The organism is Paraburkholderia sp. FW306-02-B (genome assembly GCF_058782725.1).
In genome coordinates this window covers 302,295-327,658 of record NZ_JBYSXZ010000001.1, presented here as the reverse complement: position 1 = coordinate 327,658, position 25,364 = coordinate 302,295, and the positions used below count along the sequence as shown (strand labels likewise).

The following is a 25,364-nucleotide window of genomic DNA, read 5'->3' as shown; positions in this document are numbered from 1 at the left end:
CAACCAGTATAGCGAAACGGCTTGCAGCGCCTCGGCCATCCTGGCGGGTCTAGCGCACCGCCAGCGCCTTGATCTGTTCGAGCGACGGCCACAGCGCTTCGTTCGCGAAACGCCCGGCCAGAAAATCGACAAACGAGCGCACCTTGGCCGACAGATGCCGGCGGCTCGCGTACACCACATGGATCGGCAACTCGCGCGGCGGCACTTCGTCGACCAGCAGCGGCACGAGGCGGCCGGCCGCGAGATCGTCGCCGATTACCTCGGTGCCGAGCAGCGCGATACCCGCGCCTTGCAGCACGATCACGCGTTGCGCTTCCAGGTGGTTGACGATCAGGTTGCCGGACAGGCGCACCCGAGGCGTGGCGTCGCCGGTGGCGATTTCGAGGGCCGATACGCCCGCGTATTGCAGATAGTTGTGGCGCGCCAGGTCGGCGACCGTCTTCGGCGTGCCGTGCCGGCGCAGATAAGCAGGCGACGCGCACAGCACCAGGTGGGCCGTCGCAATCTGCCGCGCGATCAACGACGACGATTTGAGGCCGCTTGGCGAGGCCCGGATCGCGACGTCGAAGCCTTCGTCGATCAGTTCGACCACGCGGTCGGACAGCGTAATGTCGACGGTGACCTGCGGATGCTGCGCGGCGTAGTCGGCCACCGCGGCCATCACGTGGCTCAAGCCGAACGCCGACAACGACGACACCCGCAGACGCCCTTGCGGCACGACGCTCGCCGCGCCGACCACCTGCTCGGCTTCTTCGAGTTCGGTCAGCACCTGGGAGAGTCGCTCGTAGTATTCGCGGCCCGCCTCGGTAGGCGCGACGCGCCGCGTGGTGCGGTTCAGCAAACGCGCGCCGAGTTGCTGTTCGAGGTGCATCACGTGCTTGCTCGCCATCGCCGCCGACATCTCCATCCGGTCGGCCGCACCGACAAAACTGCCGACTTCGACCACATGCCGGAACACTTTCATGCTGACGAGGGTATCCATCTCAATCGCTCGCTTCAGGAATCAATCGACGTCATTTTGCCGGGTTTATCAAAGGTTGGTCGGCAAATCGGCATGTGAAGCGTCCCAGAAACGACAAACCCCGCCTTCCTGACGGAAGGCGGGGTTTTGCGAATACGCGTCAAGCGTGGAGCCGTGCCTAGAACTTCGCGCGCATCCCGACGCCGTACGTGTTGCCGCTCGACTGGTTGCTGATCTTGTCGTACATATAAGCCGCGTAGAGGTCCGTGCGCTTGGACAGCGGATAGTCGTAGCCGATTGCAGCCGTCTGACGGGTCTGGTCGAAACCGCCGCCGTCGCGCGAATACGCGTAGGACGCCATCACCGTGCCCGGGCCAGCCGGCACTGACACGCCGCCTTGCGCCGTGTTCACGTGCCAGCTCGTGATGGTTTGGTCGTTATACGTGTACATGTACTGGCCGAAGAACTTCACATACTTCAGATCGTACGACATGCCGACCTGCGCGACGCTCTGGCTCTTCAGGCCGGGAATGCCCGATGCACCAGCGCTGCCGAGGTCGCCCGGGGCGTTGTTGAAGTTCACGTACTGATACACCGCGGTCGCCGCGAACGGGCCGTGGAAGTACAGCACCTGGCCGCTCCACTTCTTCGAGGCGTTCTGACCCGCGGTGTTGCCGAGTGCGTACATCGCCGTCGCGGAGAGGCCGTTGAAGTTCGGCGACGAGTACGACACCGCGTTATTCCAGCCCGAATCGCCCGTCACGCCCTGATCGGTCGAGTAGGTCGGGAACGTGCCGAGGCCGAGGTACACGTGATACACCATCGGCGAGAACACGTACGAGTCGATGAACGGGTTGAACAGGATCGTCGACACGAACAGCGGCGTCGTCAGACGGCCGGCGGTCACCGTGCCGTACGGCGATTCGATACCGACGTACGCATTACGCGAGAACATCGTGTCGCCGGTGAAGCGGCCGTACGCGCCGTTCTGTGCACGGAAGAAGCCTTCCAACGTGAAGATGGCCTTGTAGCCGCCGCCCAGATCCTCAGCCCCCTTCAAGCCCCAGTAGGACGTGGACATCCCGCCGCCGGACACCTGCACCGCAGTCTTACCGGCCGGGAATTTCTGCGCGCCGACCCATTCGTCGACCTGACCGTAGAGTTGTACGCTCGATTGCGCAAAAGCCGACGATGCACTGGCCAGCAGGGCGGCACACGCGGTTGCCTTAAGGGTGGTCTTCAGCACGCGGCTGATGCTTGTTTTCATGGATTCTCCTGTCTTTGTCGAAAAGGGTGAGGCTGTGCGAAAGGGGTAGCTCGCGCGAACCATTGTTGTGTTGTCGTCCGTTCGATCGTCGAGCCAATCTGGGCGGGACCATCTTTGCGGACCATTTTTATGAACAAAAATATCTCTGGTTATTGCGGGTATAGCGATCTGATTAGTTTTGTCGCTTATCGGCCTGATAAAGCCTTGGCCGCACACGTCATAACCGCGTCGCCGCATGCCGCACGGCGCAGCGCAAAGCGGTGCTGACATTGCGCCCGACCGGGTGATAACGGCCGAGATGTCATGCGGATGACGCGCCGCTGCAGAAACGATCAAATTTGACGACGGGAGACCCTTTGCCGCCGAGCGTTTTCAAAAAAGTGTGGCGTCTACACGTCACCTTGACAGAGGCTTTTTGGACGGCGGCAGAGCAGAAAGACGCGGCAAATCGGTTTGAAAGCCGGAATATCTGATCTGAAGGAAGGTGGCAGCGGATTTCAGCCGCGATTTGGAGCGAGGCTTATCCGCATCAGGTTAATGCGGCGAGGAGGACTGCAGAGGGATGAAAGAAGCGGTTGCGCATGTTGCGCTGACGAGCGCTTCAAAGCGCTAACCGGCGACGATCGCGTTTTCGGCGCGGTGCCTAATTACGGTAAGGAGAGCCTTCTGGCTGACGCGGATCATCCGCTTGACGCGGCATTGCGCGCGACGAGCCGCGCTCTTCGTTGTAGCGGGCGACGTCGGCGCGAATCGAGCCGGCGCGAACCGGCGCATTGGCCGGCGGACGCGGCACCGGGCGTGATTCGGCGCTGACTGGAGTAATCGCACCGGCGTACTGGAGGCCGCCGCGGCGATCGCCGCGATATCCGGCGGGTCCGGCTACACGCGGCATTGCCGGGTTGTAGCCGCCAAAGCCGTTGGCGTAGTTGCCGCCATTGAGGCTCGCACCGCCGTGCGGCAAGCGCGCGTTGCGGTCGGCCAGGTTGTTGCGGGACACACTGACGCTGGCGACGCCGTAATCACGGCCCGCGTTGCGAGCATCGCCCCGCGTTGCATGGTCCACGGCAGCGTGCGAAGTGCCCGGCACTTTTGCATAGACGAACGAGCACAGCGCGGCGATAACCGCACCCAACGCCCAGAGCCTCGTTCTCGACAACCCGTCCACCAGTGACTCACCTGCCCGAAGACTTGCCTGAAGCCCACCGTTCGAGCTGCGACGGACTTGTTCCAGGATTGGCTCCAGCGTCGCGGATCTGTCGCGGCGCGGGACATCCCTATGGCCTTTGAGCAGTAATTTATGGGCATGGCTAAAGGGTGTCGAGCCAAAAAGTGTTAGGCCTCCACCGCTGTTGTAACACCTTGTTACTGCGACGCTTTTACGCGACAGTGCCCTTGCGCGTAAGCGCTGAAACAGCTTGCCGGAGCGGCTTTAACGAGACATCGCGAGCGTCTCGACGTACGACGAATGGCAGCGCAATTTCCCACCGGATTGTCAACACGACAGTGGACCAATCACGCGCTGTCGCCAATACTGAAACGGAACAGCGGGCAGTGCTTCAATGCGCCGCACAGCGCTTTGATGCGCGATGCTCATTAATCGATTCGGCAAATGAATTTGCATTTTCAATCGCTTTTCAACAACAATAGTCGTTTCCCATAGCCTGCGACGCAGCCTTCGCTCGCGTCCTTTGCTCTTTCCGCATCACCGAATCGAGATTTCGACAATGGCTCGCCCGAAACTGCTTCCCGACAATTTCACCTTGTGCCTCGTGGGCACCGTGATCCTTGCCAGCCTGCTGCCGGTGCACGGGCAGGCCGCCGTCGGGTTCAACTGGGTGACGAACATTGCGGTCGGCCTGCTGTTTTTCCTGCACGGCGCCAAACTGTCACGCGAAGCGATCATTGCCGGCGCGACGCACTGGCGGCTGCATCTTGTCGTGCTGCTCAGCACGTTCGCGTTGTTTCCGCTGCTCGGCCTCGCGCTTAAACCGCTCCTTTCGCCACTTGTCACGCCGGCGCTCTATGCGGGGATCCTCTTCCTCTGCACGCTGCCGTCGACGGTTCAGTCGTCCATCGCGTTCACGTCCATTGCTAAAGGCAATGTGCCGGCCGCCGTCTGCAGCGCGTCGGCGTCGAGCCTGCTGGGCATTTTCGTCACCCCCGCACTCGTCAGCCTCGTCGTCACCAATCAGGCGGCGGGCGGCAGTTCGCCGTGGCATACGGTGGGCAACATCGTGCTGCAACTGCTGGTGCCGTTCGTGGCCGGCCAGTTGTTGCGCCCGTTGATCGGCAAGTGGATCGAGCACAATCGCGGCGTGCTGAAGTTTGTCGACCAGGGCTCGATCCTGCTGGTGGTGTACGGCGCGTTCAGCGAGGCCGTCAACGAGGGCCTGTGGCACCAGATTCCGCTGTCCGCCCTCGGTGGCCTGTTGCTTATCAACGTGGTGCTGCTCGCACTGGCGCTGGCCGTGACGATGCTCGTCAGCAAGCGGCTCGGTTTCAACCGCGCGGATCAGATTACGATCATCTTCTGCGGCTCGAAGAAAAGCCTCGCCGCCGGCGTGCCGATGGCCAAGGTCATTTTCGCCTCGCATGCGGTGGGCGCCGTGGTCTTGCCGCTGATGCTGTTCCACCAGATCCAGCTGATGGTGTGCGCCGCGCTCGCGCAGCGCTGGGGGGCTCGCGACACCAGCGGCGAAACCCGCGCCACCTCGCGCGAGCGGCCCGCTGCCGCCGTTGCCCGCCGTTGAATACGCGCGCAATGCAAACAGGACATTCATAAGCGCCCTCCCTGAGCGTTATTTGAAGAAAGCCGCCCTCGTGCGGCTTTTTTGTTATTTCACGCGGAAACGCCGCCGGTGTCGCCTCGGCCGGATGGCATAGGCGGATTCCTGGCGGCCGCAAAGTCACCGGGGCCCGAGATGCACCGTTCCAGTGCAACGCTTCATCAAAAGTTCACTTAATCTCAAGCAGCGTGGGCCGATAAGCCGAAGGTCGATCGCTACGCCTAACTGCCATGCAACTTCGCTCGCCCTCCCGATCCGCTGCGCCGCGTATCGAGGAATTGATTGCCCGGCGCGAGCTGTCCGCCGTGTTCCAGCCGATCGTCGATTTCGACGACGGCGCGATCCTCGGCTACGAAGGCCTGATCCGCGGACCGGCCGGCACGTCCCTCGAAACGCCGTTCGCCCTGTTTTCGCAGGCGCTGGCCGAGGGCTGCGGGATCGAACTCGAACGCGCGGCCGCGCGCACCTGCATTAGAGCGTTCATGCAGTTGGAGTGCGAAGGCAAGCTGTTCCTCAATTTCAGCGCGGACGCGATCCGCCAGCTAGCCGATGCGCGCGACGACACGCTGGCGCTGCTGAGCCATTGCGGCGTCGATCCGCAACGGATCGTGATCGAGCTGACCGAGCAAAGCTCGATTCCGGACGTCGGCAGCTTCTTGCCGGTAATTACGGCGCTGCGCACGGCCGGCGCGCAATTCGCGCTCGACGATTACGGCACCGCGAACGCCAGCATGAATCTGTGGGTACGGCTGCAACCGGATGTCGTGAAGATCGACCGTTTCTTCATCCACGACATCGCCTGCGATCCGCTCAAGTTCGAAGCCGTGCGCGCGATGCAGCACTTCGCCAGCGCGAGCGGCGCGCGGCTGGTCGCCGAGGGTATCGAGAACGAAGCGGACCTGATCGTGGTGCGCGACATGGGGATCGGTTGCGGGCAAGGCTATTTCTTCGGCCGGCCCAACGCGCAACCGGCCCGCGGTGTCACCGACGACGCCCGCGACGCGCTGCGCGCCGGTCACATCGCCGTGTTTCCCGAAACCACGCGTACGGTCAGCAGCGCGTCGCCGTCGGGCGGCATGGCGTCGGCGAAAATGCTGGTGCATGCGCCCGCGCTACCGCGCGGGGCCATCAACAACGACGTGCTCGAACTGTTCAATCGCCTGCCCGATCTGCACGCGGTGGCGGTGGTCGAGCACGACGAACCGGTCGCGCTGATCAACCGGCGCAGCTTCATGGACCGCTACGCGCTGCCATACCACCGCGAGCTGTTCGGCAAGCGCCCGTGCCTGCTGTTTGCGAACGCGTCGCCGGTGATCATCGAGAAATCGATGACCGTCGAGCAGATGGCCCAACTCCTCGCCAGCGACGACCAGCGCTATCTTGCCGACGGCTTCGTCATCACCGACAACGGCAAATACGTCGGCCTCGGCACCGGCGAGAACCTCGTGCGCGCGGTGACCGAGGTGCGCCTCGAAGCCGCGCGCTACGCGAACCCGCTGACCTTTCTGCCGGGCAACATCCCGATCAGCTCGCACATCGCGCGCCTGCTCGGCAATGACGCCGGCTTCTACGCGTGCTACGTCGATCTGAACCACTTCAAGCCGTTCAATGATCAGTACGGCTACTGGCAAGGCGACGAAGTGCTGAAGTTCGCCGCCGCCGTGCTTGCCGACGTCTGCGACCCGACCCGCGACTTTCTCGGCCACGTGGGCGGCGACGATTTCCTGATCCTGTTCCAGAGCGACGACTGGAAGGAGCGGGTGCTGCGCGCGATTCACGTGTTCAACGAAGGCGCGCAGCGTTTCTACGCACCGGCCGACCGGCTGGCCGGCGGCATCCACGGGGAAGACCGCCGCGGCAATCCGACCTTCTTCGGCTTCGTGACGATGGCGATCGGCTGCGTGCGCGTCGAGTCGGACGGCGGCCCGTCGTTTTATAGCAGCGAGGAGATTGCTTCCGTGGCGGCGGTGGCGAAGCGGCGCGCCAAGCACGAGACGAGCGGTTTCGTGCTGATCGATGCAAGCGAGAGCGTCGCGCTGCTGCGCGGACAAACGGAGGTCGCGCACGCCGCTTTCGACTAAGCCCGCAGGCTTTGCCGAGCCGCGCAAAACGGGTGTTGTTTAGCAATTTTTACTAAACACAATATTTATGGAAATACCCATATATACGGGTATTTCCCGGTATCGATCGCGTATTTCCGGGGCTGTTTCAGGCCGGTTTTACTATACAATCGCCCGAACCTAAACACCGTACGGTCGCCCTCCGTTGCGGCCGCTTCATTCGATGGCAACCACCATCCGCGACGTCGCCCGGGCGGCGAGCGTGTCGATCGGCACCGTCTCACGCGCACTGAAGAACCAGCCGGGCCTCTCCGAGGCCACTCGCGTGCGCGTCGTCGAAGCCGCGCGGCAACTCGGCTATGACGCCGCCCAGTTGCGCCCGCGCATCCGCCGCCTCACTTTCCTGCTGCATCGGCAGCACAACAACTTCGCGGTCAGTCCGTTCTTTTCGCACGTGCTGCACGGCGTCGAAGACGCGTGCCGTGAACGCGGCATCGTCCCTTCCGTACTGACGGCCGGCCCGACTGAAGACGTGATCCAGCAGATGCGCCTGCACGCGCCGGATGCGGTGGCGATCGCCGGTTTCGTCGAACCCGAAACGCTGACCATGCTGGTTGCGATGCAGCGCCCGCTCGTGCTGATCGACCTGTGGGCGCCCGGTTTGCGCTCGGTGAATCTGGAGAACGCCGCGGGCGCCACGCTCGCCATGCGCCATCTGTTCGAACAGAAACGCACGCGTGTCGCGTTCATCGGCGGGTCGCTCGCGCACTTCAGCATTGCACAGCGCGCGCTCGGTTACCGGCGCGCGTTTTTCGAGGCGGGTTTGCTGTTCGACCCGTCGCTGGAAGTGACCATCGACGCCGGCCTCGATCCCGACAGCGGCGCCGCGCGCGCGATGCACCAATTGCTCGACGCACCCGGCGCACGACCCGACGCCGTGTTTGCCTATAACGACGCCGCAGCGCTCGCCGCGCTGCGCGCGTGCCTCGCGCGCGGCCTGCGCGTGCCCGAGGACATCGCGATCATCGGCTTCGACGACATTCCCGCCGCCGCCCACGCCACGCCGCCGCTGTCGACCATTTCGGTCGACAAGGAAGCGCTCGGCCGGCGCGGTGTCGAACTGCTGCTTGAAGACGCACCCGCCAAACTGGAAGTCCGCTTGCCCGTCCATCTCATTGCCCGTGCCAGTACTTTGGTGAGACAGCCATGATGCAATCCGATCCGCTTCACTCCGCAGCAAACGGCGCGGCCAATGCGAATGCCGTTCCCGCTGCCGCGCCCTCCGTCGACAACTTCCGCAGCCGCGATTTTCTGCTCTCGCATGTGCAGGACACGCTGAGCTTTTACGCACCGAACGTGCTCGATCCAAGCGGCGGCTTCTGCCATTTTTTCCGCGACAACGGTTCGGTCTACGACAAGACCACGCGCCATCTGGTGAGCAGTTGCCGCTACGTCTTCAACTACGCGATGGCGTATCGCCAGTTCGGCGACCCGCGGCATCTCGAGTACGCGCGCCACGGTTTGCGTTTTCTGCGCGAAGCGCACTGGGACGCCGAGCACGAAGGCTACGACTGGGAGCTCGAATGGCGCGACGGCAAGAAGCGCACGCTCGACGCGACGCGTCACTGCTACGGCCTCGCGTTCGTGTTGCTCGCGTATTCGCATGCGGCGCTGGCCGGCATCGAAGAAGCCAGGCCGATGATCGGCGCAACCTTCGAGTTGATGGAACACCGCTTCTGGGACGCCGCTGCGGGCCTCTACGCCGACGAAGCGACGCCCGACTGGCGCGTCAGTTCGTACCGCGGCCAGAACGCGAACATGCACACGACCGAGGCGCTGCTCGCCGCGCACGAAGCGACCGGCCACCTCGTCTATCTGGATCGGGCGGAACGGGTGGCGTCGAACATCACGCTGCGTCAGGCGAAGCTATCGCAGGGGCTGGTGTGGGAGCACTTTCACGCGGACTGGTCGATCGACTGGCATTACAACGAAGAAGACAGCTCGAACATTTTCCGTCCGTGGGGTTTTCAGCCGGGGCATCAGACCGAGTGGGCGAAGCTGCTGCTGATTCTCGAGCGGTATCGTCCGCTGCCGTGGCTGCTGCCCCGCGCCATCGAGCTATTCGACGCCGCCATGATGCATGCGTGGGACGAAGACCACGGCGGCCTCTATTACGGCTTCGGCCCGGACGGCACCGTTTGCGATCACGACAAGTATTTCTGGGTGCAGGCTGAAACGTTCGCGACTGCTGCGCTGCTCGGCAAGCGCACGGGCAACGAACGCTTCTGGGACTGGTACGACGAGATCTGGCGCTACAGCTGGGCGCATTTCGTCGATCACAAGTATGGTGCGTGGTATCGCATCCTCACCTGCGATAACCGCAAGTACAGCGACGAAAAGAGTCCTGCCGGCAAGACCGACTATCACACGATGGGCGCGTGCTACGAAGTGCTGGCGCACGCGCTGCCTTCCGGCGAGGCCGGGACGCCTGAATCCGCGGAGTAAACAAAATGAGCACGAACACCGATTTTCCCTTCTTCGTTTCTGCCGGCGACATCCTCACCGATCTCGTGCGGACTGGCGCATCGCAATGGCTGTCTCGTCCTGGCGGCGCCGGCTGGAATGTCGCGCGTTGCGTGGCGCGGCTCGGATTACCGACGGCTTGCGCCGGTTCACTGGGCGTCGACAACTTCTCCGACGACCTCTGGAACGCGAGCGTCGCCGCGGGTCTCGACATGCGCTTCATGCAGCGCGTGGAGCACCCACCGCTACTGGCGATCGTTCATCAGACGCATCCGCCTGCGTATTTCTTCATGGGCGAGAACGGCGCCGATCTCGCGTTCGATCCAGCGCGCTTGCCGGCTGGCTGGATGGAGCAGGTGAAGTGGGCGCATTTTGGTTGCATTAGTCTCGTACGGCAGCCGCTTGGCGATACGCTTGCCGGGTTGGCGGCCGAGTTGCGCTCGCGTGGTGTGAAGATCAGTTTTGATCCGAATTATCGGAACCTGATGGAGCATGGGTATGAGCCGACTTTGCGGAAGATGGCTGCGCTGGCTGATTTGATCAAGGTATCGGATGAGGATTTGCGATTGCTGTTCAAGTCCGCCGACGAGGCGGGCGCGTTGGCGCAATTGCGGGAGATGAATCCTTCTGCCACGGTGCTCGTGACGCGTGGGCCGGAGACGGCAATGTTGATCGATGGCGCCAGGGTGATTGAGGCTCGGCCGCCTCGGGTTGAGGTTGTCGATACTGTTGGAGCTGGAGATGCTTCTATTGGCGGTTTGCTGTTTAGCTTGATGACTGCTCCGCAGAGGTCCTGGTCAGAGCATCTGGCTTTTTCTTTGGCCGCTGGCGCGGCGGCGTGTAGGCATGCTGGGGCGCATGCGCCTTCTTTAGATGAGGTTGTAGCTCTGTTGTAGTTTTTTTTGCCTTTGGCGGCGGCATTTTTCTGTGTGCCTGCGGCGGTGGCCTTTCTTTCTTTATTGGTTTATTTGCGTTCCCCCTGTGCTGTTTGCCTGCTCGGCGCTTTGGGTTGTACGCCTGCGGTGTTGGCCTTTCCTTGATTTGTTAGTGGTCTATTAGCTTCGCCCCTGTGCGGGGCAGGCACTTACTTTCTTTGCCGCCGCAAAGAAAAGTAGGCAAAAGAAAGCGGCTTTACACCGCTAATGCTTAAGCGGGTCCCCTGGCTTGGAGGAGGCAGTGGAACATCTGGAATCGGTGTTCTCGCGCACTCCGCGCGGGTGACAAGGCCGTCATTCCTCCGGCGGCGCTTCGCGCGCCGCAGCGGTACTTCATCAAACCACCAGGCGTTTTGGCGCAGCGGTACCTCATAAAACCGTCAACCGGCTTTGGCGCCCGCGCCTGGTTCGGCGCAGTAGCTCGCACTCTCTTCCCCAATGCCTCGCCTAGGCGCTAGTGTTTCGCCCTCGCGTTCCCCATACCCCGCGAAGACGATAGCGTCTCGCTCGCGGTGGCGGCCCGTACTCGCACACCTCGGCGCCGCGCCGAGGCGAAGCAGATGGCACCGACCGCGCACAAGCGAAGCCCCTGGTTTCCCTTGCAGACCGTTCCGACGAACGCGTAGTGCGAGGCGGGAAGAATGATGCCGGAGGCGTGCACGCCCCCTCGGTTTTGAGAAGCACCGCTGCGGCGCGCGGAGCGCCGCCGGAAGGATGACGGCCTTGTCACCAGCGCGGAGTGCGCGAGAACACCGATTCCAGATGCTCCACTGCCTCCTCCAGGCCAGGGGACCCGCTTCAGAGCTAGCGGTTTGAGCCGCTTTCTTTTGCCTACTTTTCTTTGCGGCAGGCAAAGAAAAGTAGGTGCCCCCCCGCACAGGGGGAACGCTAATAAACCAACAACAAAACAAGGAAAGGCAACACCGTAGGCACACCAACAATGCCGCCGCAAAAGGCAAAAGGCAAAAAGCAAAACCACGTGCTACGATGAACTCTAACCCCCTGGAAGGAGAGCCCCAATGGAAGACATGACCTACACCAAGGGCATCTACACGGCCACCGCCTCGGTCCGCGAACTAAAAAGCGACGAATTCCAGGGCGTGGTAACCCTCTCCCGCGACGAAGGCGACCAAACCGCCGACCCAGAAACCACCGTCTACCAGGTCGAAGCCACTTCATTGACGCCAGAAGAAGCACTCGAGGAAGCCAAAGCCCTCGCCCACCGGATCCTCGGTGAAATCGAACTTTAGGCATCACGGCGCCGTGCCGATCACACTGCGCCATACCTGAACCAACCGGCCGGAGGCGATCATGGCTGAACAGCTCTTCCTCTACGGCGTCTACTCGATTCACGTCCGCCCACTTGAACTGGACGGCGCACGCTGGGACGCGGAATACGAAATCCGTCATCGTGAAAAAGCCGTCAAGTCGTGGACGACCGTCGGCGGCGACGACGGCTATGCGGACGAAGCCGAAGCAATCGCCGCAGCGCACCAACAAGCCGTCGACGATATAGAACATGGCGCCGGTGTTCCAAAGCCACGCGCATTTCCATAGACCCGGAAGAGCCGAAGCAAGCGCGCCGATCGCGCTCCGCGGAAAGCAAGCGCACCAGCCAGACAAGCATCCCGGCGCTCGCCAGAATCGCCGTAGAGGCGCCGCTTTCACCATCCGCGCAGCACCTCGAAAATCACCTTCCGCGCACCGATCGTCGTGCTACGCTTTGCGCGTTTTCCTCTCCCCGAGCACGTGATGGCTACCGAACCGTCAGACCGCTTTCCCGGCATCGGCGACGCCGAAGCACGCGCGCAACGACGTCGCGCGCGCGGCAGCCGCGAGATGCGCCTGGACGATCGCGTGGTCGTCGCGCACGGCATGCCGACGCCGCTCTGGCAGGATCTCTATCACCGTGCACTAGTGGTCCGCTGGCCGACGTTTTTCGTGTCGCTCGCTGTGCTGTTTCTGCTGCTCAACACCGTGTTCGCCACGCTCTACATGCTCGGCGCGGCGTCGATCGCCAATCAGTTTCCGGCAGGTTTCGGCGGCGCATTCTTCTTCAGCGTCGAAACGCTCGCAACAGTCGGCTACGGCGACATGCATCCGCAAACCGTCTACGCACACTGGATCGCGACGCTGGAAATCTTTGTCGGCATGTCCTGTATCGCGTTGGCGACAGGGTTGATCTTCGCGCGCTTTTCGCGCCCGCATGCAAAGATCATGTTTGCCCGCTACGCGATCGTGCGGCCGCTGGAAGGCCGCATGACGCTGATGGTGCGCGCCGCAAACGCGCGTCAGAACGTCATCGCCGAAGCACGCGCAAGGCTGCGCATCATGCGACAGGAAACGACCGTCGAAGGCTACACGCTGCGCAAGCTCTACGACCTGACCCTGGTGCGCGATCAGCATCCGGTGTTCAAACTGGGCTGGAGCCTGATGCACGTCATCGACGAGAGCAGTCCGTTGTTCGGCGAAACCGCCGAAACACTCAAAGGCCGCGACACGTCCCTGCTGCTCACGCTCGAAGGGGTCGACGAATCGACGTCCCAGACCATGCAGGCACGCCACCTGTGGACTTGCGATCAGATCTACTGGCATTACCGCTTCGTAGACATCATGCGCGAGGAAGACGGCGTGAGTCACATCGATTACTCGCATTTCGACGAGATCGTGCCACTCGACTCGGCGCCCGTCGCGGTCATGGAGAAGGCGCCGGCGCCATAAACGTCGCAGTCAGCTCGACAGCGAGAATCGTATAGGCGCGCCTTGCCGCCCCACGATCAGAACTTGTGACGAATCCCCACGACGCCCACCACCTGCGTGCTGGTGCTCGACGGATTACCAATCCCCTCGATGGCCGCCGCCGCGTTCGACGACGCGCGCCGGCGCTGGCGGTGTGGACGGGCTACTGAAGCCGGACCGGTCACGTGAAACAGCATTCTCCCTGCCGCCTGTCATGAGGGCCACCAGGCGCTTGCGCCCAGGCTACTTTTCCCTGAGCGTCACGCACCAGGGCATACCCGAATCCACCCGATGCATGGCAAATCCCTCTCAAAACCTCATTAAATCGCGCGGGCCTTCGCGCCTATTCGCTGTGTGCCGATCAAACTAGCAAAAATCTACTCTAATCGGCGCTAAAAAATAGAGTCTCTTTCGCTGCGTCACTTCTGTGGTCCCCACCACGCGCGCGGATGCAAAACAACGGAGACTCACCCATGACCGCTCGCCTGCCCGTCGACGGCACGCCCGCTCTCGCCGACTACAAGCTGTCCGATAACCTTACCGCGACGCGCGGCCGCATCTTCCTCACCGGCACGCAGGCGCTGGTGCGCCTCGCGTTGATGCAGCGCGCGGCCGACAAGGCGCGCGGGATGAACACTGCCGGCTTCATCAGCGGCTATCGCGGTTCGCCGCTCGGCATGGTCGACCAGCAGTTGTGGAAGGCGAGCAAACTCCTCACGGCGAGCGATATCCGCTTTCTGCCCGCGATCAACGAAGAACTCGGCGGCACGGCGGTGCTCGGCACGCAGCGCGTGGAGTCGGACCCGGAGCGTACTGTCGAGGGCGTGTTCGCGATGTGGTACGGCAAGGGCCCGGGCGTGGATCGCGCGGGCGATGCGCTGAAGCACGGCAACGCATACGGCTCGTCGCCGCACGGCGGCGTGCTGGTAGTGGCGGGCGACGACCACGGCTGCGTGTCGTCGTCGATGCCGCACCAGAGCGACTTCGCGTTGATGGCCTGGCACATGCCGATCGTGAATCCGTCGAACATCGCCGACATGCTCGAATTCGGACTGTATGGCTGGGCGCTGTCGCGCTTCTCCGGCGCGTGGGTCGGCTACAAGGCGATCTCCGAAACGGTCGAATCCGGTTCGACAGTCGACCTCGACGCGCTGCAGACCGAATGGACGATTCCACAGGATTTCGAAGCACCCGCCGGCGGCCTGCACAACCGCTGGCCCGATCTGCCGAGCCTGACGATCGAATCGCGGATGCACGCGAAGCTCGACGCGGTGCGCCATTTCGCGCGCACCAACAGCATCGACAAATGGATCGCGCCGAGTCCGCATGCGAATGTCGGCATCGTGACGTGCGGCAAGGCCCATCTGGATCTGATGGAAACGCTGCGCCGGCTCGACTTGACAGTCGCGGATCTGGAAGCGGCCGGCGTGCGGATCTACAAGGTCGGCTTGTCGTTTCCTTTGGAAATGACGCGCATCGACGCATTCGTTTCAGGCCTGTTCGAAGTGCTGGTGATCGAGGAGAAAGGTCCGGTCATCGAGCAGCAGATCAAAGACTATCTGTACAACCGCACTCGAGGTACACGTCCGATCGTGATCGGCAAGAACGCTGAAGACGGCACCATGCTGCTGTCGTCGCTCGGTGAATTGCGGCCGTCACGCATTCTGCCGGTATTCGCGAACTGGCTCGCGAAGCACAAGCCGGCGCTCGATCGCCGCGAACGCGTGGTCGATCTGGTAGCGCCGCAAATCCTCTCGAACGCCGCGGATAGCGTGAAACGCACACCGTATTTCTGTTCGGGCTGTCCGCACAACACCTCGACCAAGGTGCCCGAAGGTTCGATCGCGCAAGCGGGGATCGGCTGTCACTTCATGGCGTCCTGGATGGAACGCGACACCACCGGGTTGATCCAGATGGGCGGCGAAGGCGTCGACTGGGCCTCGCATTCGATGTTCACGAAAACGCGCCACGTGTTCCAGAATCTCGGCGACGGCACCTACTTTCACTCCGGCATTCTCGCGATCCGCCAGGCGGTGGCCGCGAAAGCCACCATTACGTACAAGATTCTCTATAACGACGCGGTCGCGATGACGGGCGGCCAGCCGGTCGACGGCAGCATCTCGGTGCCGCAGATCGCGCGCCAGGTGGAAGCCGAAGGCGTGTCGCGCTTCGTCGTGGTCAGCGACGAACCCGAGAAATACGACGGCCATCACGATCTGTTTCCGAAGGGCACGACGTTCCACCATCGTAGCGAAATGGACACCGTGCAGCGCGAGCTGCGCGACACCGACGGCGTCACCGTGCTGATCTACGACCAGACCTGCGCGGCGGAAAAACGGCGTCGCCGGAAAAAAGGCGAGTTTCCCGATCCGGACAAGCGCCTGTTCATCAACGAGGAAGTCTGCGAAGGCTGCGGCGATTGCGGCGTGCAGTCGAATTGCCTGTCGGTCGAGCCGGTGGAGACCGCGCTGGGCCGCAAGCGCCGCATCGATCAATCGTCGTGCAACAAAGACTATTCATGCGTGAACGGTTTCTGCCCGAGCTTCGTCACGGTCGAAGGCGGCAAGCTCAAGAAAGCCGCGGGCGCCGCGTTCGATCCTCAAGCGCTTGCCGCACACGTCGATGCGTTGCCGATTCCCGCGACGCATCTCGACGCCGCGCCTTACGACATCCTCGTGACCGGGGTCGGCGGCACCGGCGTCGTGACGGTCGGCGCGTTGATCAGCATGGCCGCGCATCTGGAAGGCAAGAGCGCGTCGGTGCTCGACTTCATGGGTTTCGCGCAAAAGGGCGGTTCGGTGTTGTCATTCGTGCGCTTCGCCGCTCGCGACGAGTGGCTCAACCAGGTCCGCATCGACACGCAACAGGCCGACGTGCTGCTCGCCTGCGATATGGTGGTGGGCGCGAGTGCCGATGCGCTGCAAACGGTACGTCACGGCCGCACGCGCATCGTCGTCAACACGCACGCCATTCCGAACGCGACCTTTGTGCAGAACCCGGACGCGACGCTTCACGCGGACGCATTGCTCGACAAGATGCGTCACGCGGCGGGCCCGGAACGCATGTCCACTTGCGATGCGCAAGCGCTCGCCACGCGCTTTCTCGGCGACACCATCGGTGCGAATATTCTGATGCTCGGTTATACCTGGCAACTCGGTTTGGTGCCGGTATCGTTCGCCGCGATGATGCGCGCGATCGAGTTGAACAACGTCGCGGTACAGATGAACCAACTGGCGTTTTCGATCGGCCGTCTGGCTGCCGACGATCCGGCTGCGCTCGAATCGCTGTGGCAAGCGAGGCATCTGGCGAAGCAAGCAGTGCGCGTCGATACGCTCGACGAACTGATCGCGCATCGCGAAGCCCGTCTTCAAACGTACGGCGGCGCGCGCTATGTGAAGCGTTATCGCGCGCTGGTCGATGCGGCGCGGCGTACGGAAGCTAAGGTGGATGCGCAGAGCGAGCGCATCACGCGCGCCGTGGCGACGACGTTCTATCGTCTGCTGGCGGTGAAGGACGAATACGAAGTGGCGCGTCTGCATACGGACAGCGCGTTTCGCGAAGCGCTCGAGGCACAATTCGAAGGGGTTGCCGGTAAGGACTTCGGCATCAAGTTCAACCTCGCGCCGCCAACGCTCGCGCGTCCGAAACCCGGCGTCAATCCGACCAAGAAGACTTTCGGTCAATGGATGTGGCCGGTGCTCGGCATGCTGGCGAAATGGCGCGGTCTGCGCGGCACGATGCTCGATCCGTTCAGCCGCACGCTCGAGCGCAAGATGGAGCGCGAACTCGCCGACGACTACGAAACGACGCTGCAACGCGCTTTCGCGAAGCTCAATGCAAACAATGTCGAAGAGGTCGCCAAGCTGGCCGACCTGCATGCTCGCGTGCGCGGTTATGGTCACGTGAAGCTGGCGAATCTGGCGGGCGTGAAGCGTGGCGAGCGCGATCTGGCTGCAAGCTTGCAGATCGAAGCGGCGACGGGCGCATCGGTGAAGAAATCGCTGGAAGAGGTGAAGGGCGCCGGGCAGTTGCGCGGAATTCCAGTGATCGTGGCGAAGTAATTTCGCACGTAGATGAAGAATGCCGCCTCGGGATGGAATCCCGAGGCGGCATTTTTTTGCCTGATGGTTTAGCTGCGCGCTGCGTCCAATAGCGCTCTCGCTCGAGCGACTTTTGCCGCATCGACCGGCGCGAGGCCATTGCCGCCAACACGCACGCCGGAACCGAAGTGCACCGCCTCAACCTGGGTGGCGTGCACAAATCCGGCGACCGCGTCGACGGTCAAGCCCGCGCCCGCCAGCACCGTGCAATGCGAACCTGACGCTTGCCGCACCAGCGCTCGTATCGTTTCTTCAGCTTGCAGCACCGACGGCTTGCCACCCGAAGTCAGCACGTTCCTGATCGCGTCGAAACCGAGCAGCACGTCGAACGCTTTTTGCAGCTCGCGCGCTTCATCGAACGCACGATGGAAGGTGATCGCGAGGCCATCCGCCGCATCGATTGCGCGCGCGAGCCCGTCGCGGTCGATCTCACCGGCAGCGCTCAGCATGCCGATCACCACGCCGTCGGCGCCCGCCGCCGCAATCGCCCGCACGTCGCGCAGCATCACGGCGTAGTCATCGGCGTCGAACACGAACGAGCGGCTGTGCGGCCGCACGATCACGTTCACTGGAATCTCGACCGCCGCGACCACCGCTTCGATCAGACCGATGCTCGGCGTCAGACCGCCCTCGCCCATCGCGGTGACGAGTTCGATGCGGTTGGCGCCGGCTCGCGCGGCAAGCCGCGCGTCGGCGACGGTCGTGGCGATGACTTCAAGTAAAACGGACATGAGAGCGGCTGAGCGTCGTTAAAAACGACATGATCTCAGAACCGCTCTTCGTCGGCCCAGTCAATATCGCCGCACAGCACGCAAGTCTGCTCGCCGACACGCGTCGCCACCGATAGCGTCACGCAAGGCAACGCTTCGTTGATCGACAGATACGGACGCGTCACATGCACGCGTTCCGGCGCATTGATCGCCGCACGGAAATACGGACGACGCAGCCAGTTCGCCCCTTGCGCGTCGGCGAGCGGCAGGAAGCGCGTTTCGTGCGCCGCGCGATCGGCGCGCAGTACGACGTTGCGGCCCGCCTGCTTGCCTTTGGCGTCGAGCAGGAAACAGCGCGCGGCATGATCGAGTGCGAGAAAATTCCAGCACACTTCCTCAAGCGGCTCGCCGGCGGCCAGCCGTTCCGCGGCGCGCTCGAACGCACGCAAATACGGCGCGAGCCGGCTCGTGTTGCGGCGTTCGCGCGCTTCGGTCTGATCGCGGTAGCGATCGGTGAGCTCACCGATGCATGCCGCCGCATGCGGCGCGTCGGCTGCGCCCGGATTCGGACGGCCGAAGAAAAAACCTTGCACGAAGTCGGCATCGCAGGCGAGCGCCATCTGCGCTTCGTGTTCGGTTTCGACGCCTTCGATCAGCACCAGCTTGCCCGCCTCGTGCAACAGCGCGACCAGCCCCGGCAGAATCGTCGCCATATCGGGACGGTGCGCGGCGTGCGACAGCATGATGCGGTCGAGCTTCACGATATCGGGATTCAACTGCCAGATCCGCTCGACGTTCGAGTGGCCCGCGCCGAAATCGTCGAGCGCGATCAGGAAGCCGCGCTCGCGGAACTGGCGCACCGCGTCGGCAAGACGTTCAAGGTCGTCCGCGCGCTGTTCGAGCACTTCGAGCACGATGCGTCGCGGCGGCAAATCGAGCCGGCGCAGATTGGCCAGCAACGCGGCGGAGTGATACGGATCGGTAAGCGCGCCGGGATGGACGTTCAGGAACAGCCACTCCCGCTCGGCGCCGAGCACCTTGAAATTCTCCAGATGCAGCGTCTGGGCCAGCCGGTCCAATTGAAGAATGTCGCCCAGCCGCGCCGCCTCGCCGAATACGTCGAGCGGCGACACGGGCCGGTCCAGCGCGTCGTGCGCGCGCAGCAAGCCCTCGTAACCGACCGCCCGCATATGCGACAGGCTGAAAATCGGTTGAAACACGCTGGTCAATGTCAGTTCGCCGTGTTGCACGGAGAAGCGTTCGAGCCCCGAAGTCACTTCGACCTCGAAGCCATGCGGCGCGGCGGCCGTTCTTTCCTGTTGCGCAATCGTCATGCAATCCTCTCACGCGAGAGCCGGGCCGGTCCGAACGCGGAAGCGAACAACCACGGCGCCGTTTCTCAAAATGTGCGTCATCGATATTGCTTAAGCAAGCTCCATGCGCACGCTGGCGCACATCCGAATGAAATTTGCATGAAAGATTGCACCGGCAGAAGGGTTCATGCGTCGGGTGTGGGCGCGGCGCGCACCGTTGCGGTGCATTGCCTTTCATAGGCGCTTGTTGCCGGGGCGCACGATGCCTTGCCCGCCTGACGATGGTGGCGAGCGTTGTCGGGATAAACTTCGGCCTTACGTTTTCCTTTTGCCTCCCTTGCTCCTCGTAACTGAAACGCGGCGACAGTGTCGATGATGACAGAGGAAACGCCGTTATATCTGCAGAAATAGACCGATGGAAATTGTCTTTACCGTATTGATTCTTTTGCTTGCTGTGGCCGCATCCGGCGTCGTGACCCGGGTGCTTCCGTTTGCGCTACCGCTGCCGCTCGTACAGATTGCGATCGGTGCGTTGCTCGCATGGCCGAGGCTCGGACTGCACGTCACCTTCGACCCGGAAATTTTCATGATGCTGTTCATTCCGCCGCTGCTGTTCGCGGACGGATGGCGCATACCCAAGCGCGAGTTGTTCATGGCGCGCCGCTCCATCCTGATGCTCGCGCTCGGGCTGGTGTTCATGACGGTGCTGGCGGTCGGCTATTTCGTGCATGCGCTGGTGCCCTCGATCTCGTTGCCGGTCGCGTTCGCGCTTGCCGCCGTGCTCTCGCCGACTGACGCGGTGGCGCTCACCGGCATCGTCGGCAAGGGCCGGATTCCGGGGCGGCTGATGCACATCCTCGAAGGCGAAGCGTTGATGAACGATGCGTCGGGCCTTGTTGCGTTGAAGTTTGCGATTGCTGCTGCGTTGACCGGCGTATTTTCGCTGCGCGACGCGTCGATCAGCTTCGTGATCATCGCGGTGGGCGGTCTCGCGACCGGCGCGGCGGTGAGCTGGTTATTCAGCATTGTGTCGGCGCGCTTTCTGAGCGTCACCGAAGAAGGCGACCCGGCGCCTGGCGTTGTGATGACGCTGCTGATTCCGTTCGCCGCGTATCTGATCGCCGAGCGCTTCGAATTGTCGGGCATTCTGGCCGCGGTCGCCGCCGGCATGATGATGAATTACGCGAGCATCGCTCACGCCGGAGCGGTGGCGTCGCGTGTGCGTGGCGCCAGCACGTGGACGATGATCGAGTTCGTCTTCAACGGCATGGTGTTCATTCTGCTGGGGCTGCAGTTTCCGCACATTCTGGGCCGCGCGTTGCTCGACGCGCACGAGACCAGCAACACGCAGGTGTGGCTGCTGATCGGCTACATCGCCGCGGTGACCGTGGCGCTCTACGCGATGCGTTTCGTCTGGGTATGGCTGCTGCGCTGGTTCGCGAGCCGCGGTGCGGCGAAGCACGGTGTGACGAATGCGGTGCCGGGACTACGCACGGTGACGGTGACGACGGTGGCGGGCGTGCGCGGCGCGGTGACGCTGGCAGGCGTGTTGTCGTTGCCGGAAGTGTTGCCGGGAGGCACGCCGCTGCCGGGACGGGACCTGGCGATTTTCATCGCGTCGGGGGTGATTCTGGCGTCGCTGTTGGTGGCGGTGGTGGCATTGCCGTTGTTGTTGCGAGGCTGGCGGAGGGGGAAGGATCTGCATGCTGCGGAGGAGGCGCTGGCGCGGACACATGCGGCGCAGGCCGCGATTCGCGCGGTTGATGAATTGCATGACGCTGAGTGTGCGGATCTTGATGAATCGGCCTCGGCGTATGCGGCGGATGTCACCGCCAGGGTGATGGATTTGTATCGGCGAAGGCTCGCTACGCTTGGAGATGAACAGGAGCCGCGCGAATTGGCGCGGCGCTCCGATGCGCTTGAATTTCGGATGAAGTTGGCGGCGATGAGAGCGGAGAGGTCGGCGCTGCTTGCGCTGCGGAATACGCAGAAGATTAATGATGAGACTTTGAATAAGTTAATGAGGGAAGTGGATTTGTCGGAGACGGCGCTTACTAGTCGAAGTAGGTGAGTGGGGGTTTTTTGCTGCCGCAGGCTCACTTTTTTTTTGCCTTCGCGGCGCTATGGGTGTTTGCCTGGGGCGTTGGCCTTTCCTTGATTTGTTAGTGGTCTATTAGCGTCGCCCCTGTGCGGGGCAGGCACTTACTTTCTTTGCCGCCGCAAAGAAAGTAAGCAAAGAAAGCGGCTTCACACCGCTGATATGACTCCCGGTGTCAATCGGGATCGGTTTTTCGGTTTCTCAAATTCATATTTACCTGAATTTCCTGAGGGCGACGTAGCAGTACATCTCGACGGTGGATCACGCTGATATCCGCGGGTTGGGTACCGCATTACAGAGGTCCGCCCAATGAGCCTGCCGCAATCTAAAGCCGCAAGTCGGATGCAATCCGTTGCGTAGCGGTGTCGCGGGTTACTCGTGTGCCGGGCTACGCCGCCTTCAGGAAACTCCTCCAGTGTCAGGTTGGGGCAACGGGGCTGGATGTTGCATCATGCCAGGCGCACCTCGTGCGGTACGGCCAGCGACATCGCGAGCCGGCTGACGTCCCAGATAAAACCTGCCAGTTCGCGGGCAACCGCGACCACCGCGATGTTCTTCTGCTTGCCGCGCGCGATGAGCTTGCGATAGCGTCGGCACAGCCGCACCTGTGCGTCCCAGGCGCGATCCACGATCGGCTTGGGGATACCTTCGTGGCGGCGCTGGATGTCGGGACTGACACGGGCCGTATGCCGGTAGCTCCAGGCCGCTTCGACGAGCAGCTTTCTCGCGTAGCTGTTGCCGTTCTTCGTGATACTGCCCTGCCGGCGCTTCTCGCCTGACGAGTGTTCCGAGGGCGTCACGCCCAGCCAGGCCATCAGCTGGCGCGGATGGGCAAAACGCGACAGGTCACCCAGCTCCGCGAGCATGCCCACCGCCGTGGTGAACTGCACGCCGCGCATGGTCTGCAGGCCCAGCACGGCCGGATAGAAGCGCCAGTTGGGGACCGCTTCGCGCAACGCGGCCTCCAGTCGCGCGCATTGAGCGAGGCGGTCCTCGATGGTGCGCCGATGTTCCTCGAACGCCAGCTGCTGCCATGCACTGTCGAATGCATGCGCGCCCAGCCAGCGCTGGTGCGCCGGTCCCCAGTCGGCACGGCCTGTATAGCGCACCCCATGCGAGAGCAGGAAAGCCTTCAGCCGTTGCCGTGCACGCTTCAGATCATCTTTGGCGCTGACCCAGGTACGCGCCAGATCGCGGAACGCTTCGTCGCCCACGCCGGGCACGTACACGGCTGACAGGTCGCCAGCGCGCAGTGAGCGCACGAGCTTCACGGCATCACGTCGATCGGTCTTGACCCGCTCGCCTGGTTTTTTGGGAATCAGCGATGGCGCGCACACCATGCAGTCGAAACCCTTGTTCACGAGTTGACGGTAAAGCCCGTAGCCGCACGGGCCTGCCTCGTAGACGAACCGGATGCGTGGCGCCTTTGACTGCAGGCGCTTGCACAGGCGATCGATATCGGCCTGCCTCGTACCGGTCTTGCCGAGCAGTTCAACCTCGCCCGCATCGAGTGCATAGGCAACCGTGATCGAATCCTTGTGAACGTCGCAACCGACGTACAGCGTGCTATCGTGTTCCATGCTGGCCTCCGTGCCGGAATTCGCCGGGTGCGGCCCGTCCGCACCGTGCGGCTCTGGTAGCAATGCTAACCCGCGTTTGATTCCTCACGGCAGGCCAGCCCTTGCCTCACGGGAGTCATACTGTCTAACGCTTAAGCGGGTCCCCTGGCTTGGAGGGCGCAGTGGAGCATCTGGAATCGCTGTCCTCGCACACTCAGCGCGGGTGACAAGGCAGTCATTCTTCCGGCGGCGCTGCGCGCGCCGACGCGGTACTTCTAAAAACCGATGGGGCGTACGCGCTTCCGACATCATCCTTCCCGCCTCGTACTGCGTGCTCGCGGGAACGGTTTGCCAGGGAAACCAGGGGCTTCGTTCTTTATCGGTGGGGGCCATCGGCTTTGCCTCGGCGAGGCGCCGAAGTGGTTTGCGGTTTGCGGAAACGTGACGCCCGGCGGTAATTCAGCGAGACGCAGAGGCTGCGACGGTATTGAGAGCGGCACGCGCCGATCGCTGCAAATCCACCAAAATACGGACCACCTTACCAGGCAAAGCGTTGACGCGAAAATGGCGGATGGTTTTGTGAAGTACCGCTGCGGCGCGCGCAGCGCCGCCGGAAGAATGACGGCCTTGTCACCAGCGCGGAGCGCGCGGGAACACCGATTCCAGATGTTCCACTACCTCCTCCAAGCCAGGGGACCCGCTTAAGAACTAGCGGTTTGAGCCGCTTTCTTTTGCCTACTTTTCTTTGCGGCAGGCAAAGAAAAGTAGGTGCCCCCCCGCACAGGGGGAACGCTAATAAACCAATATCAAAACAAGGAAGGGCCAACGCCGTAGGCACAACAACCATAGCGCCGCGAAGGCAAAAAAAACCTTAAACCAAAGCCCCCTTCACAGGCTTCCGCCGAAGAACAGCATACAAAATGATCGCTCCGAAGGTAGCGGTACCAATACCACCGAGCCCGAACCCACCAAGCTTCAGCGAAAAATCCCCAGCGCCAAGCACCAGCGTCACCGCCGCAACAATCAAATTCCGATTATCGGAAAAATCAACTTTATTAACGACCCAAATCCTGGCGCCGGTAACGGCAATCAACCCAAACACAACAATCGACACCCCACCCAGCACCGGCCCGGGAATCGTCTGAATCACTGCCCCGAACTTCGGCGAAAAGCCCAGAACCAAAGCAATGAGCGCAGCGACAACAAATACCAGCGTCGAATAAATCCTGGTCACGGCCATCACGCCGATGTTCTCGGCATAAGTCGTCACCCCCGTGCCACCGGCGCCCCCAGAAACAATCGTCGCGAGTCCGTCGCCCAGAAATGCACGCCCCACATAACGGTCAAGGTTCTGACCGGTCATCGCACTCACCGCCTTGATATGTCCAAGATTCTCAGCAACAAGAATCACGGCAATCGGCGCGAGCAACGTCATCGCCTGCACGTTGAAAACAGGCGCGGTGAAATGCGGCATGCCAAACCACGCAGCATTCGCGACAATCGAGAAGTCAATCGGCTTACTCATGCCGAGCCCATTCGTCACGATCGCGTAAATCACGTATGCCATCAGCAAACCAACCAGAATCAACAGGCGCTGCAACATGCCACGCGCAAACACCGCCACCGCGCCGACACAAAGCACCGTAACCAGCGCCATCCACGAATCGAAGTTGCTGCCGCTCACGCCACGCACCGCGATCGGCGCAAGATTCAACCCGATCACGCAGACGATCGCCCCCGTCACGACCGGCGGCATCAGCGTTTCAATCCATCGGGTGCCAACCGCCGACACGATCAGCCCGATAACCGCGTACACCACCCCGCACGCGATGATCCCGCCCAGCGCAACCGGAATGTTCATATTGGGCCCGTGTCCGCCGTACCCCGTCACCGCGATCACCAGTCCGATGAACGAGAAACTCGAGCCGAGATAGCTCGGCACGCGGCCACCCACCAGCACGAAGAACAGCAACGTGCCGATCCCCGACATGAAGATGCACAGATTCGGATCGAAACCCATCAGCAGCGGCGCGAGCACGGTCGAGCCGAACATCGCGACGACGTGCTGAACACCCATCGCGAACATCTGCGGCCACGCGAGCCGCTCGTCAGTGCCGACGATCCGGCCTTCGGAAGCGTTCGGCTGGACGCGCCAGCGGGGGAAGTAGGAATCGGCCATGGCGGGGGTTCTCCTCTGTCGGCGTGATGGCGGACGGCGCCGAATAACGGCGCCGTCTGTGAATTACGCGCGAGTGTACGGAGTGCGAATAGCCCTGGCAAGCGCGGCGAAAAGCACGGCAACACCCGTGCTGA

At 62.5% G+C, this 25,364-nt stretch carries 18 protein-coding genes; 10 read left to right on the top strand and 8 right to left on the bottom strand.

Features of this window, described 5'->3' with window-relative positions:
• Positions 1–49 precede the first annotated feature (49 nt).
• The 3 genes from AC3WOG_RS01405 to AC3WOG_RS01395 all read right to left on the bottom strand — a co-directional run bounded on the left by AC3WOG_RS01405 (position 50) and on the right by AC3WOG_RS01395 (position 3,393).
• Positions 50–982, bottom strand: coding sequence for a LysR family transcriptional regulator (locus tag AC3WOG_RS01405; protein ID WP_492576305.1), 933 nt, complete (start codon positions 980–982; stop codon positions 50–52).
• A gap of 157 nt (positions 983–1,139) precedes the next feature.
• Positions 1,140–2,228, bottom strand: coding sequence for a porin (locus AC3WOG_RS01400; RefSeq protein ID WP_492576304.1), 1,089 nt, complete (start codon positions 2,226–2,228; stop codon positions 1,140–1,142).
• A 643-nt stretch (positions 2,229–2,871) separates the two neighbouring features.
• Entirely contained in the window at positions 2,872–3,393 is a 522-nt protein-coding gene (locus AC3WOG_RS01395) for a hypothetical protein (protein WP_492576303.1), read from the bottom strand.
• 559 nt (positions 3,394–3,952) lie between these two features.
• Between AC3WOG_RS01395 and AC3WOG_RS01390 the strand changes: the two genes are divergently transcribed.
• The 8 genes from AC3WOG_RS01390 (at position 3,953) to AC3WOG_RS01355 (ending at position 13,253) form a co-directional block, all read left to right on the top strand.
• Positions 3,953–4,978, top strand: coding sequence for a bile acid:sodium symporter family protein (locus AC3WOG_RS01390; RefSeq protein WP_492576302.1), 1,026 nt, complete (start codon positions 3,953–3,955; stop codon positions 4,976–4,978).
• Between the two features lie 266 nt (positions 4,979–5,244).
• Positions 5,245–7,095, top strand: coding sequence for an EAL domain-containing protein (locus AC3WOG_RS01385; RefSeq protein ID WP_492576301.1), 1,851 nt, complete (start codon positions 5,245–5,247; stop codon positions 7,093–7,095).
• Between the two features lie 202 nt (positions 7,096–7,297).
• Positions 7,298–8,284, top strand: a complete 987-nt coding sequence (locus AC3WOG_RS01380) for a LacI family DNA-binding transcriptional regulator (RefSeq protein WP_492576300.1) — start codon at positions 7,298–7,300, stop codon at positions 8,282–8,284.
• Positions 8,281–9,579 (top strand): AGE family epimerase/isomerase, encoded by a 1,299-nt coding sequence (locus AC3WOG_RS01375; RefSeq protein WP_492576299.1) that lies wholly within the window; start codon positions 8,281–8,283, stop codon positions 9,577–9,579. The genes AC3WOG_RS01380 and AC3WOG_RS01375 overlap by 4 nt, the downstream gene beginning before the upstream one ends.
• Before the next feature lie 5 nt (positions 9,580–9,584).
• The gene (locus AC3WOG_RS01370; RefSeq protein ID WP_492576298.1) at positions 9,585–10,493 is read left to right on the top strand and encodes a carbohydrate kinase family protein; all 909 of its coding nucleotides are present in this window, start codon (positions 9,585–9,587) and stop codon (positions 10,491–10,493) included.
• 1,058 nt (positions 10,494–11,551) lie between these two features.
• Positions 11,552–11,782 (top strand): hypothetical protein, encoded by a 231-nt coding sequence (locus AC3WOG_RS01365; protein ID WP_492576297.1) that lies wholly within the window; start codon positions 11,552–11,554, stop codon positions 11,780–11,782.
• Positions 11,783–11,843: 61 nt separating this feature from the next.
• The gene (locus AC3WOG_RS01360; protein ID WP_492576296.1) at positions 11,844–12,089 is read left to right on the top strand and encodes a hypothetical protein; all 246 of its coding nucleotides are present in this window, start codon (positions 11,844–11,846) and stop codon (positions 12,087–12,089) included.
• Positions 12,090–12,284: 195 nt separating this feature from the next.
• The gene (locus tag AC3WOG_RS01355; RefSeq protein ID WP_492576295.1) at positions 12,285–13,253 is read left to right on the top strand and encodes an ion channel; all 969 of its coding nucleotides are present in this window, start codon (positions 12,285–12,287) and stop codon (positions 13,251–13,253) included.
• Positions 13,254–13,309: 56 nt separating this feature from the next.
• Here AC3WOG_RS01355 and AC3WOG_RS01350 read toward each other — a convergent pair whose 3' ends face one another.
• Positions 13,310–13,468, bottom strand: a complete 159-nt coding sequence (locus AC3WOG_RS01350; RefSeq protein WP_492576294.1) for a hypothetical protein — start codon at positions 13,466–13,468, stop codon at positions 13,310–13,312.
• A gap of 276 nt (positions 13,469–13,744) precedes the next feature.
• Between AC3WOG_RS01350 and AC3WOG_RS01345 the strand changes: the two genes are divergently transcribed.
• On the top strand, positions 13,745–17,332 hold the full coding sequence (locus AC3WOG_RS01345) for an indolepyruvate ferredoxin oxidoreductase family protein (protein ID WP_492576292.1): 3,588 nt from the start codon (positions 13,745–13,747) through the stop codon (positions 17,330–17,332).
• A 68-nt stretch (positions 17,333–17,400) separates the two neighbouring features.
• Here AC3WOG_RS01345 and AC3WOG_RS01340 read toward each other — a convergent pair whose 3' ends face one another.
• Both AC3WOG_RS01340 and AC3WOG_RS01335 read right to left on the bottom strand, forming a co-directional pair.
• Complete coding sequence (locus tag AC3WOG_RS01340; RefSeq protein WP_492576291.1) at positions 17,401–18,102, bottom strand: copper homeostasis protein CutC; 702 nt, start codon at positions 18,100–18,102, stop codon at positions 17,401–17,403.
• A 35-nt stretch (positions 18,103–18,137) separates the two neighbouring features.
• Positions 18,138–19,415: a sensor domain-containing phosphodiesterase gene (locus tag AC3WOG_RS01335; RefSeq protein ID WP_492576290.1), complete on the bottom strand. Its 1,278-nt coding sequence runs from the start codon at positions 19,413–19,415 to the stop codon at positions 18,138–18,140.
• A 394-nt stretch (positions 19,416–19,809) separates the two neighbouring features.
• On the opposite strand from AC3WOG_RS01335, the gene AC3WOG_RS01330 reads away from it, so the two are divergent.
• On the top strand, positions 19,810–21,465 hold the full coding sequence (locus AC3WOG_RS01330) for a Na+/H+ antiporter (RefSeq protein ID WP_492576289.1): 1,656 nt from the start codon (positions 19,810–19,812) through the stop codon (positions 21,463–21,465).
• 476 nt (positions 21,466–21,941) lie between these two features.
• Here AC3WOG_RS01330 and AC3WOG_RS01325 read toward each other — a convergent pair whose 3' ends face one another.
• Positions 21,942–23,072, bottom strand: a complete 1,131-nt coding sequence (locus tag AC3WOG_RS01325; protein ID WP_492576288.1) for an IS110 family RNA-guided transposase — start codon at positions 23,070–23,072, stop codon at positions 21,942–21,944.
• An 850-nt stretch (positions 23,073–23,922) separates the two neighbouring features.
• Positions 23,923–25,230 (bottom strand): solute carrier family 23 protein, encoded by a 1,308-nt coding sequence (locus tag AC3WOG_RS01320; RefSeq protein WP_492576287.1) that lies wholly within the window; start codon positions 25,228–25,230, stop codon positions 23,923–23,925.
• Positions 25,231–25,364 lie beyond the last annotated feature (134 nt).

Coding starts and splice junctions, on each gene's coding strand:
- AC3WOG_RS01405 (WP_492576305.1), bottom strand. CDS start 982: ATGGATACCCTCGTCAGCATGAAAGTGTTCCGGCATGTGGTCGAAGTC.
- AC3WOG_RS01400 (WP_492576304.1), bottom strand. CDS start 2,228: ATGAAAACAAGCATCAGCCGCGTGCTGAAGACCACCCTTAAGGCAACC.
- AC3WOG_RS01390 (WP_492576302.1), top strand. CDS start 3,953: ATGGCTCGCCCGAAACTGCTTCCCGACAATTTCACCTTGTGCCTCGTG.
- AC3WOG_RS01385 (WP_492576301.1), top strand. CDS start 5,245: ATGCAACTTCGCTCGCCCTCCCGATCCGCTGCGCCGCGTATCGAGGAA.
- AC3WOG_RS01380 (WP_492576300.1), top strand. CDS start 7,298: ATGGCAACCACCATCCGCGACGTCGCCCGGGCGGCGAGCGTGTCGATC.
- AC3WOG_RS01375 (WP_492576299.1), top strand. CDS start 8,281: ATGATGCAATCCGATCCGCTTCACTCCGCAGCAAACGGCGCGGCCAAT.
- AC3WOG_RS01370 (WP_492576298.1), top strand. CDS start 9,585: ATGAGCACGAACACCGATTTTCCCTTCTTCGTTTCTGCCGGCGACATC.
- AC3WOG_RS01365 (WP_492576297.1), top strand. CDS start 11,552: ATGGAAGACATGACCTACACCAAGGGCATCTACACGGCCACCGCCTCG.
- AC3WOG_RS01360 (WP_492576296.1), top strand. CDS start 11,844: ATGGCTGAACAGCTCTTCCTCTACGGCGTCTACTCGATTCACGTCCGC.
- AC3WOG_RS01355 (WP_492576295.1), top strand. CDS start 12,285: ATGGCTACCGAACCGTCAGACCGCTTTCCCGGCATCGGCGACGCCGAA.
- AC3WOG_RS01350 (WP_492576294.1), bottom strand. CDS start 13,468: ATGCTGTTTCACGTGACCGGTCCGGCTTCAGTAGCCCGTCCACACCGC.
- AC3WOG_RS01345 (WP_492576292.1), top strand. CDS start 13,745: ATGACCGCTCGCCTGCCCGTCGACGGCACGCCCGCTCTCGCCGACTAC.
- AC3WOG_RS01340 (WP_492576291.1), bottom strand. CDS start 18,102: ATGTCCGTTTTACTTGAAGTCATCGCCACGACCGTCGCCGACGCGCGG.
- AC3WOG_RS01335 (WP_492576290.1), bottom strand. CDS start 19,415: ATGACGATTGCGCAACAGGAAAGAACGGCCGCCGCGCCGCATGGCTTC.
- AC3WOG_RS01330 (WP_492576289.1), top strand. CDS start 19,810: ATGGAAATTGTCTTTACCGTATTGATTCTTTTGCTTGCTGTGGCCGCA.
- AC3WOG_RS01325 (WP_492576288.1), bottom strand. CDS start 23,072: ATGGAACACGATAGCACGCTGTACGTCGGTTGCGACGTTCACAAGGAT.
- AC3WOG_RS01320 (WP_492576287.1), bottom strand. CDS start 25,230: ATGGCCGATTCCTACTTCCCCCGCTGGCGCGTCCAGCCGAACGCTTCC.